This window comes from Micromonospora sp., from assembly GCF_048594385.1.
Classification (GTDB): domain Bacteria; phylum Actinomycetota; class Actinomycetes; order Mycobacteriales; family Micromonosporaceae; genus Micromonospora; species Micromonospora wenchangensis.
Genome location: NZ_JBMDWU010000512.1, coordinates 1 through 15266, shown reverse-complemented (window position 1 = coordinate 15266; position 15266 = coordinate 1). Strand labels below are relative to the sequence as shown.

7 protein-coding genes are annotated in these 15266 nt (G+C 76.3%); 4 read left to right on the top strand and 3 right to left on the bottom strand.

Annotated features, from left to right (window positions below; translation table 11 throughout):
- On the bottom strand, nt 1-1697 hold a 1697-nt coding region (locus tag ACOJTC_RS27450; RefSeq protein WP_420119052.1), incomplete at its 3' end, for a condensation domain-containing protein.
- A 139-nt stretch (nt 1698-1836) separates the two neighbouring features.
- Here ACOJTC_RS27450 and ACOJTC_RS27445 point away from each other — a divergent pair.
- Genes ACOJTC_RS27445 through ACOJTC_RS27430 form a run of 4 tightly spaced genes read left to right on the top strand, consistent with a single transcriptional unit; the run spans nt 1837 to nt 12321 of the window.
- Nucleotides 1837-7353 carry an amino acid adenylation domain-containing protein gene (locus ACOJTC_RS27445; RefSeq protein WP_420119051.1) on the top strand — a complete coding sequence of 1839 codons (5517 nt, stop codon included), beginning with the start codon at nt 1837-1839 and terminating at the stop codon, nt 7351-7353.
- Entirely contained in the window at nt 7350-8855 is a 1506-nt protein-coding gene (locus ACOJTC_RS27440) for a class I adenylate-forming enzyme family protein (RefSeq protein WP_307826017.1), read from the top strand. The genes ACOJTC_RS27445 and ACOJTC_RS27440 overlap by 4 nt, the downstream gene beginning before the upstream one ends.
- A gap of 23 nt (nt 8856-8878) precedes the next feature.
- Nucleotides 8879-12049, top strand: a complete 3171-nt coding sequence (locus ACOJTC_RS27435) for a non-ribosomal peptide synthetase (protein WP_420119050.1) — start codon at nt 8879-8881, stop codon at nt 12047-12049.
- Nucleotides 12049-12321, top strand: a complete 273-nt coding sequence (locus ACOJTC_RS27430) for a phosphopantetheine-binding protein (RefSeq protein ID WP_420119049.1) — start codon at nt 12049-12051, stop codon at nt 12319-12321. Before ACOJTC_RS27435 ends, ACOJTC_RS27430 begins: the two co-directional genes overlap by 1 nt.
- Nucleotides 12322-12346: 25 nt before the next feature.
- Here ACOJTC_RS27430 and ACOJTC_RS27425 read toward each other — a convergent pair whose 3' ends face one another.
- Together ACOJTC_RS27425 and ACOJTC_RS27420 are read right to left on the bottom strand one after the other, a co-directional pair.
- On the bottom strand, nt 12347-14224 hold the full coding sequence (locus tag ACOJTC_RS27425; RefSeq protein ID WP_420119048.1) for a hypothetical protein: 1878 nt from the start codon (nt 14222-14224) through the stop codon (nt 12347-12349).
- The coding region (locus ACOJTC_RS27420) for a vWA domain-containing protein (protein WP_420119047.1) at nt 14221-15266 on the bottom strand (1046 nt) is incomplete at its 5' end. The genes ACOJTC_RS27420 and ACOJTC_RS27425, both read right to left, overlap by 4 nt.

The following is a 15266-nucleotide window of genomic DNA, read 5'->3' as shown; positions in this document are numbered from 1 at the left end:
TCGTAGGGGCGGACCCGGGTACGCAGCGACTCGTGCCGGGCGAGCAGCGCACCCACCGCCCGTACCGCCCGGGGCACGTCCACCCCGGCCCGCGCCGAGACCGCCAGGGTGCGGGGCAGGGTGAGCACCCGGTACGCGGCGGGGGCCTGAAACTCGGCCACCGTCCGCCACATCGCCCGCTGCCCCCAGGTCAGCGGCGCGGTCGCGACCCGTCCCCCGGCGAACTCAGCGTACGTCGACCCGTCGGCGGCGGTCGTCCGCCCGACCGGCGCGGCGGCGGCTGTCCCAATGGCAGGCGTCGAGGTGGGGGGTGACCAGGGCCAGGGGACGTCGTCGAAGGCGGCCCGCACCAGCAGCTCCTCCAGGCCGCGCAGGAACGGCTCGACGGTCTCCAGCGGAAGCTGCCGGGTGTCGACGGTGAGCGTGACGCCCACCCCGGCCGGCTCGTCCACCACGTGGGTCAGCAGGTGCCAGGCCGCCCGGTCGAGCCCCGCCGTCCAGCCGAACGTGCTGCCGGCCGTGGCCGCCCGCAACGCCTCCGGGGTCACCGCCGGCAGCCGGTCGACGCCGCCGACCGGCAACCGGACGTCGTTGAAGTAGTGGTACGGCTGGAACGCCGACGCCGGGTCGACCCCCCGTTGCTCGAATCCGAGCCGCAGCGCGACCGGGTCGTAATACGCGTGCCGCAACGCGTCCAGGGACACCCGCCACACCCGGGACAACAGCTCCCCGAAATGGGGGCGACCGGACAGATCCAGCACGCCGAAACCGATCTGGCCGAGATTGGCGACGGCATTCGCGTACCCGGCCCGAAACCGATTGTGGGCCATCGGGAAAATGCCGGTGCGCTCCCGGTCACCGTGGCCGACGGCCATCGCCGTCACCCCGGCCAGCAGCACCGCGGAACCGCTGACCCGGTGCCGGGCGGCGATCAGCCGGATGGCCGTGTCGACCGCCGTGGAGACCAGCACGCCCCGTCGCCACGGCGGGGTGAGGCCCGGACCCGGCGCGGGCAGCGGCGACGGCGGCAGCATGTCGAACTCCCGCAGCCAGTGCCCGACCGCCCGCGCCGAACGGCCCTGGTCGATCCCGTGCTGCCAGCGGGCCACGTCCACCGACTGCGGGCCGGCCGGGGTGGGCAGGTCGCCGCGCAGCACGAGCAGCCGCAGGTCCCGCAGCACCACCTCGGCGGCGTGCGCGTCCACGGTGGAGTGGCTGAACACCACCACGATCTGCCGTACCCGGTCGTCGACGGTCACCAGCGCGACCCGCAGCGGCCACTCGGCTGCGTGGTCGAACGCGACGTCACCGAACCGGGCGGCCACCTCCCGGGCGGCCCGCGCACCGTCGTCGACCCCGGGGCTGACCAGCAGCGGCAGCACCCCGGCCGCCGCCGTCTCCTGGCGGGGCACGTCGTCGACGACCCGTACCCGGGTGCGCAGGGCACCGTGCCGGCCAACCAGCGCGCCGACCGCCCGGACCACGGCGGCGGGGTCCGCCCCGGCCCGCGCGGACACCGGCACGGTACGGCGCAGGTTGAGGAAGACGTGGTGGGAGCCGTACCGGGCGAGGGACCGCCACATCACCTGCTGGGCCCACGTCAACGGCGCCGACCCGGCCCCGTCGCCGGAGAACTCGGCGGACAGCAGCGTCTCCGACGCCCATTGCGCGGGCACCACCACGTCAGCGAATCGCATTCCCGACCGTACGACGCGACGACCGTCACCGAATCGCTCGAAGGGCCTTTCCATAGTGGACCGATCAGCCGATCCGACTGTTCGGGCCCGCCGGGCAGACTACTGGCCACTGCCCGCACCGTTTCGAGTAAGGCGCCGCGTGACGAACGTTGACGTACCGACGCGGGCCGCCCCGCCGCATTCCACCATCCCCCGGGCCGCCGGAAATCCCCGGCTGTCATTCGCCCAGGAGCGGATCTGGTTCACCGAACAGCTCTCCCCCGGCACCGCCGCGTACGTCGTCCGCGCGACGGTGCGGCTGCGCGGGACGTTCGACGTCGACCTGCTGCGCGCCGCCCTCGACGCCACCGCCGCCCGGCACGACAGCCTGCGGATGCGGTTCACCGAGAGCGCCGACGGGGAGCCGGTGGTGACGGTGCTGCCCGAGGTACGGGTGCCGGTGACCGTCACCGACGCGCCGGGCACCGACGCCGCCCACGCCCTCGTCGCCGACTCCGTGCACACCCCGTTCGACCTGGCCGTCGCGCCGCTGCTGCGGGTGCTCGTCGTCCGGCTGGCCGACACCGAGCACCTGCTGCACCTGGCGATGCACCACATCGTCAGCGACGGCTGGTCGCTGGACCTGCTGCTCGGCGAGATCGCCGCCGGCTACGCCGCGCTGCGCGACGGCGGCGACCCGCCCGAACCGCCGACCACCGGGTACGTCGACTACGCCGGCTGGCAGCGGGACCGGCTCGACGGGCCGCCGACCGGCGACGGGTTCACCCACTGGATCCGCGCGCTGGCCGGGGTGCCGCCGCTGGAGCTACCCACCGACCGGCCCCGCCCGGCCGTGCAGTCCTACGCGGGCGCGACCCACCGGTTCACCGTCGACGCCGACCTCACCGACGGGCTGCGCCGGCTGGGCCGCGCCCACCGGGCCACCCTCTACATGACCCTGCTCACCGGCCTGCAGGCCGTGCTGTTCCGGTACAGCGGGCAGCGGGACTTCGCCGTCGGCTCCCCGGTGGCCGGGCGGGTGGTGCCCGAGCTGGAACACCTCGTCGGCCTGTTCGTCAACACCCTGGCCCTGCGCGCCGACCTCTCACCGGACCCGGCGACCGCCGCCGAGCCGGGCTTCGCTACCCTGCTGCGCCGCAACCGGGGCACCGTGGTGCGCGCCCTGGCCCACCAGGAGATCCCGTTCGAACGCCTGGTCAAGGAGCTGAACGTCACCCGGGACGTCGCCCGCGCCCCGGTGTTCCAGGTGCTGTTCACCCTGCAGAACTACGCCCGGGGCGGCAACCGGTGGCCCGCCGGCCTGCACGCCGAACCGGTCGGCACCGACGCGGCCAGCGCCCGCTTCGACCTGGCGCTGTACGTCGCGGAGAGCGCCGACGGGCTGCGCGGCACGTTCGTCTACCACACCGACCTGTTCGACGCCGCCACCGTCGCCGCGCTGGCCGAGAGCTTCCGGACGCTGCTGCGCGCCGCCGTCGCCGAGCCGGACCGGCCCGTGGTCGACCTGGACCTGCTGGGCCCGACCGGCCGGGACCGGATGCTGGCCCTCGCCGGGGACCGGGCCGGCCCGACGCCGTCCGGCACCGGGGTCACCGGGGCGGCGCTCACCCTGGCCGACCTGATCGACCCGCACGTCGCCACCGCTCCCGACGCGCCGGCCGTGGTCTGCGGCACCGACCGGATCGGCTACCGGGAACTGGACCGGCGGGCCAACCGGCTCGCCCACTGGCTGCGGGCCCGGGGCGTGGGCCCGGACCGCCTCGTCGGGGTGCTGCTGGAACAGTCGGTCGAGCTGGCCGTGACGCTGCTCGGGGTGCTGCGGGCCGGCGGCGCGTACCTGCCGCTGGACCCGGAGCAGCCCGCCGCCCGGCTGGGGCTGATGCTCGCCGACGCCCGACCGACCGTGCTGCTGACCGGCACCGGGCTGCGCGACCGGCTGCCCGCCGGGACGGCGGCGACCTGCCTGGACGAGATCACCGCCGAGGTCGACGCCCAGCCGGACGACCGACCGGCGACCGGGGTGCGCGGCGACGACCTGGCCTACGTCATCTACACCTCCGGCTCGACCGGCACCCCGAAGGGGGTGGCCGTGCCACACCGGCCGGTGCTGCGCTATCTCGACGGGGTGGCGGACCGGTTCGCGGTCGCCCCGGCCGCCCGGTACGGGCTGATGCAGTCGATGTCGTTCGACTTCAGCGTGACCCTCTTCTATCTGGCGCTGGCCACCGGTGGCGCGGTGCACCTGCTCCCCCGCCGGGGCACCGGCGCCGAACTGGCCACCCGGCTGCGCGACGAACGGATCGACTACCTCAAGATCACCCCGTCGCACCTGGCCGCGCTGACCGCCGACACCGCACCGGAGGACCTGCTGCCGGCCCGCGCGCTGATCCTCGGGGGTGAGGCGTCCGGCCTGGAGCGGATCGCCCCGCTCGCCGCCGGGCCGACCCGGGTGTTCAACCACTACGGGCCCACCGAGGCCACCGTCGGCGTGGCCACCTACCGGGTGCCGGCCGACGCGCCGGACGTCGGCCCGGTGCCGACCGGCCGGCCGCTGCCGTACGCCTCGGTGCACGTGCTCGACGAGCGGATGCGCCAGGTGCCGGTCGGGATGCCCGGTGAGCTGTACCTGGGCGGTGACCGGCTCGCCCGGGGCTACCTGCGCCGGCCCGGCCTGACCGCCGAACGGTTCGTGCCCGACCCGTACGGGCCGCCGGGGGCCCGGCTGTACCGCACCGGCGACCTGGCCCGCTGGCGGGCCGACGGGGAACTGGTCTTCCTCGGCCGGCGCGACCACCAGGTGAAGATCCGTGGCTACCGGGTCGAGCTGGGCGAGGTGGAGGCCGCCCTGCGGGACTGCCCGGGGGTACGCCAGGCGGCGGTGCTGCTGCGCGACGACCGGCTGGTGGCCTACCTGGAGGCGGAGCCGGGGCCGGGGCCGGAGCCGGACGCGGCCGGGCCGGACCCGGCGCACTGGCGTCGCCTGCTCGCCGGGCGGCTGCCCGAGCACATGGTGCCCACCCGCTGGGTGGTGCTGGACCGGCTGCCGTTGCAGGAACACGGGAAGGTGGACCGGCGGGCCCTGCCCGAGCCGACCGACGACGGCCCGACCGGCGAACGGGTGCCCCCGGTCGGGCCGGTGGAGACGCTGGTGGCCGACGTGTGGCGGGCGGTGCTCGGGGTGCCCGAGGTCGGCGTCACCGACGACTTCTTCGACCTGGGCGGGCACTCGCTGCTGGCCACCCGGGTGGTGGCCCGGCTGCGCCGGGAACTGCCCGCCGTCGTCGACGGGACCCCGCCGACGGTCAGCGTGATGGACCTGTTCCGGTACCGCACCGTACGCGAACTGGCGGATCTGGTCGCCGGACCCGACGCCGGCCGGGCCGGGCTGCTGCACGAACTCACCCCGCCGGTGCCCGCCGCCGACCGGGTCGCCACCCTGCTCTGCGTCCCGTACGGCGGGGGCAGCGCGGTGGTCTACCAGCCGCTGGCCGATGCGCTGCCGGCCGGGTACCGACTGCTGTCGGTGGCCGTACCCGGACACGACATCGGTCTCGCCGACGAGCCCGCGCCGATCGCCGACGTCGCCGCCGACGTGGTCGCGGAGGTGCTGGGCCGGGTCACCGGCCCGCTGATCGTGTACGGGCACTGCGGCCCCGGCGGGGCGCTGGCCGTGGAGGTCGCCCGCCGGTTGGAGGCCGCCGGACGGGACCTGCTCGCGGTCTACCTCGGTGCGGTGTTCCCGTTCGCCCGGCCCGCCGACGGGCCGCTCGCGCCGCTACTGCGGCTGCGGCTGGCCGAGCGGCTACGCAGCGACCGGATCTACCGCACCTGGTTGCAGGCGCAGGGCACGGCCGTCGGCTCGCTCGCCCCCGACGAGGTGCGGTTCCTGGTGCGGGCGATGCGGCACGACGCCCGGGTCAGCGAGGACTACTTCACCACGCTGATGCGTCAGCGGGTCACCCCGCTACGGGCACCGGTCGTTTCCGTGGTCGGCGAGCGGGACCGCAGCACCGACTACCACGAGGAGCGGTACCGGGAGTGGCACTTCCTCAGTGACCGCACGGCCCTCGCCGTGATCGACGAGGGCGGGCACTACTTCCTGAAGTACCGGGCCGCCGAACTGGCCGAGATCGTCACCGACGTGCACCGGCGGCTCGACGCCCCGCCCCGGCCCGTCGCGGACGGGTCACCGGCCACGCCACCGCCCTGGCAGCTCGCCGCCGTCTCCCGCACCGACGGGACCCCGACGGACGACGGCGACCGGGACCGCGGCGACCCGCCGCCGAGCCTGCGCCGCTTCGGCCTGGTCGCCGCCGGTCAGGTCGTCTCCGGGCTGGGCACCGCGCTGACCACCTTCGCGATCCCACTGTGGATCTACACGCAGACCGGGTCACTCGCCCGGTTCGCCCTGTTCGCCGTGCTCGGCCTGCTGCCCGGCCTACTGGTCGCGCCGCTGGCCGGGGCGCTGATCGACCGCACCAGCCGGCGGCGGGTGCTGCTGTGCGCCGGGCTCGCCGCCGGCAGCGCCAACGCGGTGCTCGCCGGGCTGGTGTTCACCGACCGGGTGCAGGTGTGGCACTTCTATCCGCTGGTCGGCTGGCTGTCGGTGGCGCTGGCCTTCCAACGGCTCGCGTTCGTCTCGGCGGTGCCGCAACTGGTGCCCAAACGCTTCCTCGGGCACGCCAACGGCCTCACCCAGACCGCCGTCGGCCTCACCCAGTTCACCGTGCCGCTGCTCGCCGTCGCCCTGCTGGAGACCATCGGGCTGCGCGGCATCCTGCTCGTCGACGTGGCGTCGTACCTGTTCGCGGTGGGGGTGCTGGCGGTCGTCAGGTTCCCCCGCACGCTGGCCCTGCGCCGCCGCGAGGGCATCGGCACCGAGATCGTCGCCGGGTTGCGCTACGCGCTGCGGCGACGGGAGTTCCGCGCCATGCTGGCGTTCTTCGCCGCGCTGAACTTCTTCCTGTTCCCCGTGCTGTTCCTGCTCTCCCCGCTGGTGCTCGGCTTCGCCGACCTCACCGACGTGTCCCGCGTCGCGCTGACCGGCGGGGTCGGCGCGGCCACCGGCGGCCTGGTGATGCTGCTGTGGGGTGGCCCCCGGCACCGTCGGATGCGGGCGGTGCTGCTGGGCACCCTCGGCATCGCGGTGGCCGCCGTACTGACCGGGCTGCGGCCCAACCTGCTGCTCATCGGGGCCGGCGCGTTCGGCATGTACCTGGCGCTGGGCATCGTCAACGGCGTCTACCAGACGATCATCCAGACCAAGGTGCCGGCGCGGGTGCACGGCCGGGTGTTCGCGGTCAACCAGATGGTCGCCCAGTCCACCCTGCCGCTGGGCTGGGGCCTCGTCGCCCCGTTCGCCGCCCGGGTGGTGGAGCCGACGCTGCTGCCCGACGGTGCGCTGGCCGGCACCGTCGGCGCGGTGCTCGGGGTCGGACCGGGTCGGGGGCACGGGCTGCTCTACGTGCTGTTCGGGGTCTGCATCGCGCTGACCGCGCTGGTGTCGCTGGCCACCCCCACCCTGGCCCGGTTCGACGACGAGGTGCCCGACGCGCCCCCGGACGACCTGGTCGGCCTCGAGGAACGCCGGACCCGGACGACCGGCCCCGCCGACCGGACCCCGGTGGGCGTCGGGACGGCGGGAGGGTTGCGGTGACCACGACACCCGCCGGGACGCCACCGCCGCGTACCCTGCCCGAGCTGCTCGACTGGCGCACCGGGCTGCACCCCGACCGGGTGGCGGTCGAGGTGCACCAGGTGGCCACGCTGACCTTCGCCGGGTGGTCCGCCGGGGCACGGGCCGTCGCCGCCGCGCTGCGCCGTCGGGGGCTGCGCCCCGGCGACCGGGTCGGCCTGGTCTTCGGCCCCCGCGACTGGGTCCGGTACGCGGTGACGTACTGCGGGGTCCTGTGGGCCGGCGGGGTGGCGGTGCCGCTGTCCGACCGGCTGGCCGCCGGGCAGCTCGGCTACGCGCTCACCCACTGCGCGGCCACCGCCGTCGTACACGGCGACGACACCCCCGCCCCGCCGGCCCCACCCGGCGTGGCGGTGTACGGCGACGCCGAGCTGCGCGCCGACCGGCCCGACGACGGGGACCCGTCCGCCGCCCGCCCCGGTGACCTCGCCCAGATCCTCTACACCTCGGGCACCACGGGCCGGCCCAAGGGGGTGGCCGCCCGGCACGCCAACCTCACCGCCGGTGCGCCGCACCACCCACGCCGGCTGGCCCTGGCCCACTCGCAACGGTTCCTGCACGCCTTCGCGATCGGCACCAACGCCGGGCAGACGATGCTGCTCAACGCGTTGACCGCGAAGGCCGCCGCGCTCACCCTGCCCCGGTTCACCCCGGTCCGGTTCGCCCGGCTGGTCGCCGCCCCCGGCACCGGGACGGTGTTCGTGGTCCCGTCGATCGCCATCGAGCTGCTCGACTCCGGCGCGCTGCGGGACCGCGACACCAGCGGCGTACAGCTGATCGGGTCCACCGCCGCGCCGCTGCCACCGGCGGTCGCGGCCCGGCTGGCCACGGCCTTCCCGCAGGCCACGATCGTCAACTACTACACCTCCACCGAGGCCGCCCCGGCGCAGACCACGATGATCTACGACCCGGCCCGGCCGGACGCGGTCGGCCGGCCGGTCGGCGGACAACTCATGGTCGCCGACGCCGACGGCCGCCCGCTGCCCGCCGGGACGACCGGCGACGTGTGGCTGCGCGCCCCGCACCCGCGCGCCTACTACCGCGACGACGCGGCGAACCGGGCCACCTTCCGCGACGGCTGGGTGCGGATGGGCGACGTGGGCCGGATCGACGCCGACGGCTACCTCTACCTCACCGACCGGCACCAGGACGTGATCAAGACCGGTGCGTTCAAGGTCTCCACCGTCGAGGTCGAGGCAGCGCTGCACGAGCATCCGCTGGTCGCCGAGGTGGCCGTGGTGGGGGTGCCGCACCCGGTGCTCGGCTCGGCGGTGGCCGCCGCCGTCGTGGCCCGACCGCAGGCCGGCCCGGATGGGCTGACCCTGCCGGCGCTGCGTGGCTTCCTCGCCGACCGGCTCGCCGACCACCAGCTGCCCGCCCGGCTGCTGCTACTGGACCGGCTGCCCCGCAACGAGGGCGGCAAGGTGCTCAAACGGCAGCTCACCGCCCTGTTCGACAACTGACCACCCACACCGACAGCACGACCATGGGAGAGCATGTGGGCACCGCCGAGGCGACCTTCGCGCAGCACGCCGTCTGGTTCACCGAACAGGCCGGGGTCGCCGGCACGGCGTACCACCTGGCGGTGGGCATCCGGTTCGGCGCGGAGCTGGACCGGACGGCCCTCGTCGCGGCGTGCGCGGCGACGGTCGCCCGGCACCCCGTCCTGGCCACCCGGATCGACACCGACGAGGACGGCACCCCCCGGTTGACGCCCGCCGACACCCGCCCGGCGGTCACCCTCGGCGCGCTGACCGACGAACGGTTCGCCGAGGAGATCGCCCGGCCGTACGACCTGCGGACCGGCCCGCTGGCCCGGTTCACCCTGCTGACCGGGGCGGCGGGCGACCACCTGCTGCTGGTCACCGCCCACCACCTGGTCTTCGACGGCACCTCCAAGGACGTGCTGGTCGCCGACCTCGCCGCCGGATACGCCACCGCCCGGTCCGCCGACCCGACCCGGGGCACCGGCACCGCGCCGGGGCAGCCCGGCGACGACCATGCCGGCCTCGCGGCGGCCGAGCAGCAGCGGATCGCCGCCGACCTGCCGGCCGCCCGCGACTTCTGGGCGCGGCACTGGTCCGGCCCCGGCGAAGTGCTGCTGCCCGGCCTGCGCCGGCTGCCCACCGGTGCCGAGCCCGGCGTCGCCGTCGAGGTGGCGCTGCCCGCCGACGTGGTCGACGGCATCGACCCGGCGGCCCGGTCGCTCGGGGTCACCCGCTTCGAGCTGCTGTTCGCCGCGCTGCACGCCCTGCTCGGGCGGTACGGCAACCGGGACCTGCCGATCGGGGTGGCGCTGTCCACCCGCACCCCGGACCAGGCCGACCGGATCGGGTTGTTCGTCAACGAACTGCCGGTCACCGTCGCGCCGGCCGACGGCACGTTCCGGGCGCACGCCCGCGCCGTCCGGGACCGGCTGCGCGAGGTGTACCGGTACCGGGCCGTGCCGCTGGCCCACGCGGTGCCCGGCCTGCGCCCCGCCCCGGCGCTCACCCCGGTCAGCGTCGGCTACCGGCGACGCGGCGGCGAGCCGAGCTTCCCCGGGGTGGCCGGCGAGGTCGACTGGACGCTGTACGGCGGCGCCGCCCGCAACGCCCTGCACGTGCAGATCGTGGACGCCCCCACCGGCCTCACGGTCAGCCTCCAGCACAGCCCGGCGGCGATCCCGACCGACGCGGTACGCCGGATCGGGGCGCACCTGCGTACCCTGCTCGCCGCCGCGCTCGCCGACCCCGACCGGCCGGTGGCGCAGCTGCCGGTGCTGCCCGCCGACGAGGTCGACCGGGTCACCCGGGCGTGGAACGACACCGGCCGGGCGTACCCCGCCGGGGCGAGCGTGCCCGGCCTGTTCGCCGCCCGGGTCGCCGCCGACCCGCACGCGCCGGCCGTGGTCGACGACGACCTGACGCTCAGCTACGCCCAGCTCGATGCCGCCGCCGACCGGTTGGCCGGGCTGCTGCGACAGCGCGGGGTCGGGCCGGGGACGATCGTCGCGGTCGCCCTGGACCGGTCCTGGCGGGCGGTGGTCACCCTGCTGGCGGTGCTGCGCTGCCGGGCCGCTTACCTGCCGGTGGACCCGCAGCACCCGCCGGCCCGCCAGGCTCTCGTCCTCGACGACGCCGACCCCGCGCTGGTGGTGACGCCGACGGCGGGCGGGCTGTCCCGGCCCACCCTCGCCCTCGACGGGGTCGACCTGCTCGCCGGGCCGGTGCCGACGCCGACCGGCCCCGTCGCGCCGCCGGTCGCCGACGACCTGGCCTACCTGCTCTACACCTCCGGCTCGACCGGCCGGCCCAAGGGTGTCGCGGTGCGGCACGGGGCGCTGACCAACCTGCTGTTGGGCGTCCGGGACCTGCTGGGCAGCGGTCCCACGCACCGCTGGCTGCACCTGACCTCGCTGTCGTTCGACATCTCCACCGTGGAGGTCTTCCTGCCGTTGGTCACCGGCGGCCTGGTGGTCGTCGCCTCGACGGTCGGCCCGCTGGACGGCGCGGGCGTGCTGCGGCTCGTCCACACCGCCGGGGTGACCCACGCCCAGGCCACCCCCTCGGGCTGGCGGGTGCTGCTGGAGGCCGGCCTCGGCACGCCCGGACCGGACGCCACCGGGGTCGCGCCGACCCCGCTGGTCGCCGTCACCGGCGGCGAGGCCCTGCCGCCCGCCCTGGCCCGCGAGCTGCGGGCCCGCACCGCCCGCCTGGTCAACGGGTACGGCCCCACCGAGGCGACGGTGTACGCCACGATGGCCGACGTCGACCCCGACGAGGTCACCATCGGACGCCCCCTGCCGAACGTGCGGGCGTACCTGCTGGACGCCACGGGACAGCCGACGCCGATCGGGGTGCCGGGCGAGCTGCACCTGGCCGGCGCCGGACTGGCCGCCGGCTACCGGGGGCGCGACGACCTGACCGCCGAGGTGTTCGTGCCGGACCCGTTCGGACGGCCCGGACAGCGGCTCTACCGCACCGGTGACCGCTGCCGGTGGCTGCCGGACGGGCGGCTGGACTTCCTCGGCCGCACCGACGACCAGGTCAAGATCCGGGGGCACCGGGTCGAGCTGGGCGAGATCGACGCCCGGCTGCTCGACCATCCGGACGTGGCCGACGCGGCGACGGTGCTGCGCTCCGACGCCGACGAACCCCGGCTCGTCGCCTACCTGGTGCCCCGCGCCGGTGCCGTCGTCGAGCCGGCCGGGCTGCGCCGGCACCTGGCGGCGAGCCTGCCGCAGGCCGTGCGGCCGACCGCCTTCGTGCCGCTCGACCGGCTGCCGTCGAGCCCGAACGGCAAGGTCGACCGGGCCGCCCTGGCCGCCCGGGACCGCACGGCCGACCTCACCCGACCGCCGGCCACCGACCCGGTCCACCCGGCCGGGACCGGTGGGCCGCCCGGCGAACCGGCACCCGGCGGGGCCGTCACCCCGGCCGCCGACGACCCGGTGGTGGCCCAGTTGCGGACGATCTGGCAGGAGGTGCTGCGGATTCCCGACATCGGCGTGCACGAGGACCTGTTCGACCTGGGCGGCCACTCCCTGACGATCACCCGGATCAGTGGCCGCATCCAGCAACGGCTCGGCGTCGAGGTGCCCCTGGACGCCTTCTTCGACACCCCCACCATCGCCGAGATCGCCGAGATCGTCCGGCCGTCCGTGAAGGAGTGCTGATGGACACCAGTGACACCACCGACCTGCGGGGGCGCCTCGCCGACCTGGTCAGCGAGGCCACCGGCGGTGAGGTCGCGGCCACCGACCTGCTCACCGGCGGTTCGATGGTCGCCCTCGGCGTCGACTCCCTCGGCCTGCTGCGCATGGTCGACGCGATCGAGTCGGAGTACGACGTCGAGGTCGAGCTGAACGGTCCGGGTCGTCCCCTGGACACCCTCGACGACCTGGTCGCGCTGCTGACCGCCGCCGGGCCCGACGACCACACCCGCTGACGGCGTGCCACCCGGGCGTGGACGGTCAGGGCAGCCAGGACGCCTCCGCCGACGCCCGGGACGCCGCCTCCTCGTAGACCGCCACCGCCAGCCAGGACTCGGCGAACGCCTGCCCGTCGTCGTCGGTGAGCCGCCCGAAGGCGTCCCGGGGCCGGGCCCGGGCCGCCGAGCCCATCGCGGCGAGCAGGTGCGCGCCGAGGTCGAGGCGGGCCAGCCGCAGCGTCCGCTCCGTCGGATCGGCCAACGCCTGGATCGCCCGGCCACCCGAGACGACCCGCTCCACCTGCCGGCGCAGCAGCCCCAGGGCGGGATCGCCGAGCCGGGGACGCGGCACGGCCGCCTCCGGGAGCCGGTCCGGTGCCACCGCCACCGCGCCGTCGCCCGCCCTGAGCTGGCTCGCGTGCAGCCGGTCGTAGCCGAGGTCGGCGTGTCCCGCCCAGCTCGGCGGCAGGGTGAGCCCCGGCCCGTCGCTGTCGACAGGTGCCACGGCGAGCGCCTGCACGGTCGCCCGGCGGGTCGGATCGAGGCGGCCCACCAGGCGCAGCCGCGCCCCCACCGCCTGCCCGAGCAGACGCAGGTTGGCCCGGTGCGGCAGGGCGGCGTGCTCGTCGGCGACGGTCAGCGTCAGGACCACCCCGTCGTCGGTACCGACCAGCACGGTGTGGTCGTGCCCGCCCAGCACCCGTACGGTCACAAAGAGCAGGTCGGCCCCGGCGGGGCGCTCCGGCAGCGGCAGGGCCACCGCGCCGAAGGCCCGCCGGACCTGGTCGGGCAGGGGCTGCGCCCAGAGCCCGGCGAGGGGTTCGTCGGCCCAGCCGACCCCGGCGGCCCGCGCCGCCCGGACCGCCTTGCCGGCGCCCAGCTGCCCCGACTCCGAGGCGGTGCCGCCGGACACCACCAGCCCGGCCCGGGTGAGCTGCCGGTGGCTGAGCCCCGACTCGCCCACCGCCACCGTCGCGTCGCCCGCCCCGGCGGCCCGGCCCACGTCACCCGGGGCGAGATCGGCGACCGTCCAGAGTCGACCGGTGCGGTCGGCCAGGTAGGTGACCACCCCGGCGTAACCGGAGTCGGCCACCACGGGGACCGTGCAGAGCCCGTACAGTCGCAGGCCGGCCTGCGGGTCGTAGGTCCGCCGGGCGGTGCCCAGCAACGCGCCCGGATCACCGGCCGGCGTGTCCCCGCGCAGCCGGCGGGACACGGACAACAGCTCCCGCAGGTCGTCGGTCAGGTCGGCCAGCCGGTGCTGGGGTTCGCCCTCCCGGGCGGCCCGCAGCCCGGCCGCGACCCGGGTGCCGGACGCCGCCGCCCGGTGCAGGCCGTTGGCCCGGGCCTCGTGCACCGCCCGCAGCAGGGCGGTCCGCAGCACCACCCCGCAGCCGACGGTCCCCGCCGCGAGCACCGCCACGCCCACCCGCCACAGCCCGTCGGCGGCGGCCCGCTGCCGACCGGTGGGCGCGGGGGGCGATCCGGCGCCGTCCGCCACCGCGTCTCCGGTCACCCCGGTGGGCGGGCCGGTGGCGGCAGCCGGATCGACGGGCCGGTCGGCGGCCGGCGACGGGGCCGCGTCGCCCACCAGGGCCGTGTCGCCCACCGGGGGCGTGTCGCCCACCGGGACCCCGTCGTCCACCGGGGCCAGGGCGAGCACCGCCATCCGGTGCAGGCAGTTCGGCGCGAGCAGGCAACTGCACCGGGCGTCGGCGGCACGGCGCACCACCCCGTCGACCGTCACCAGGGTCACTGTGGTCGCCTCGTCGACCTGGACGCTCACCCCACCGGCCGTATCGGTGACCGGCCAGCCGCCGGCCCGCACGACCGCGTCGTCGACCTTGCGGCGCAGCCGGGCCGGCAGCGCGTCCAACGCCTCGGCCAGCACCGGTGCGGTCACCGGTGGCAGGCCGGTCACCGCCGCACCTGCTCCCCGACCCACCGGGCCAGCTCCAGCGGGCTCAACGCGGCCACCGGCATCCCCGCCGCGACCAGTTGGCCCGCCGCCGCCACCGAGTACCGGGGTCGGCCGGTGTCGTCCAGGCTGGCGCAGCCCAGCACCTGACAACCCGCCTCGACCAACGCCCGGGTCTCGGCCAGCAGACCACCCATCGGGTACCCCTCCTCGAAGTCGCTGATCACCACCACCATCGTCCGCTGCGGAACGGTGACCAGGGACCGGGCGTAGCGCAGCCCGGCCGCGATGTGCGTGCCCCCGCCGACACTGACCTCCAGCAGCAGGGCCAGCGGGTCGTCCACCCGCTCGGTCAGGTCCACCACCTCGGTGGAGAACGCGACGAAGTGCGTGCTCAGCGCCGGGACACCGGCCAGCACGGCGGCGGTGAGCGCCGACCAGATCACCGACTCCTCCATCGACCCGGAGACGTCGACGACGAGCACCAGCCGCCAGTCCACCCCCCGGCGGGCCCGGGTGCGGAACACCGGCCGGTCGGGCACCAGCAGCATCCGGCCCTGCCCGTCACGGCGGGCGGTGGCCAGGTTGGCCCGCAGCGTCCGGGGCAGGTCCAGCGGCCCGCCCGGCCGGTAGGTGGGGCGGGGGGTGGTCAACCCGGTCAGCGCCGGGCGCAGCCGGGCGGCCAACTGCCGGGTCAGCTCCGCCACGATCCGGGCCACCAGCGGGCGCAGCCTCGCCACCGTGGACTCCGGCAGCCCACCGGCGAGGGTGAGCACGTCGCGGAGCAGTTCCACCGACGGACGGACCGCCGCCGGGTCCAGCTCGGTCACCGCGTCCAGCCGGCCCGCCTCCACCGCCCGGGCCAGCACCTCCTCGCGTACGCCGGGGCCGAACAGGGCGGACAGTTCCTGCGCCCACTCCCGTACGCCGGGGAAGGACGCCTCCCGGCCGGCGCGACCGGCCGCCTCGGCCGCCGTGCCCTCGCCCCGGCCGGCACCGTACAGCTCGTCGAGGGCGGTGGCGTACCGGCGGGCGCGCGGCCCGA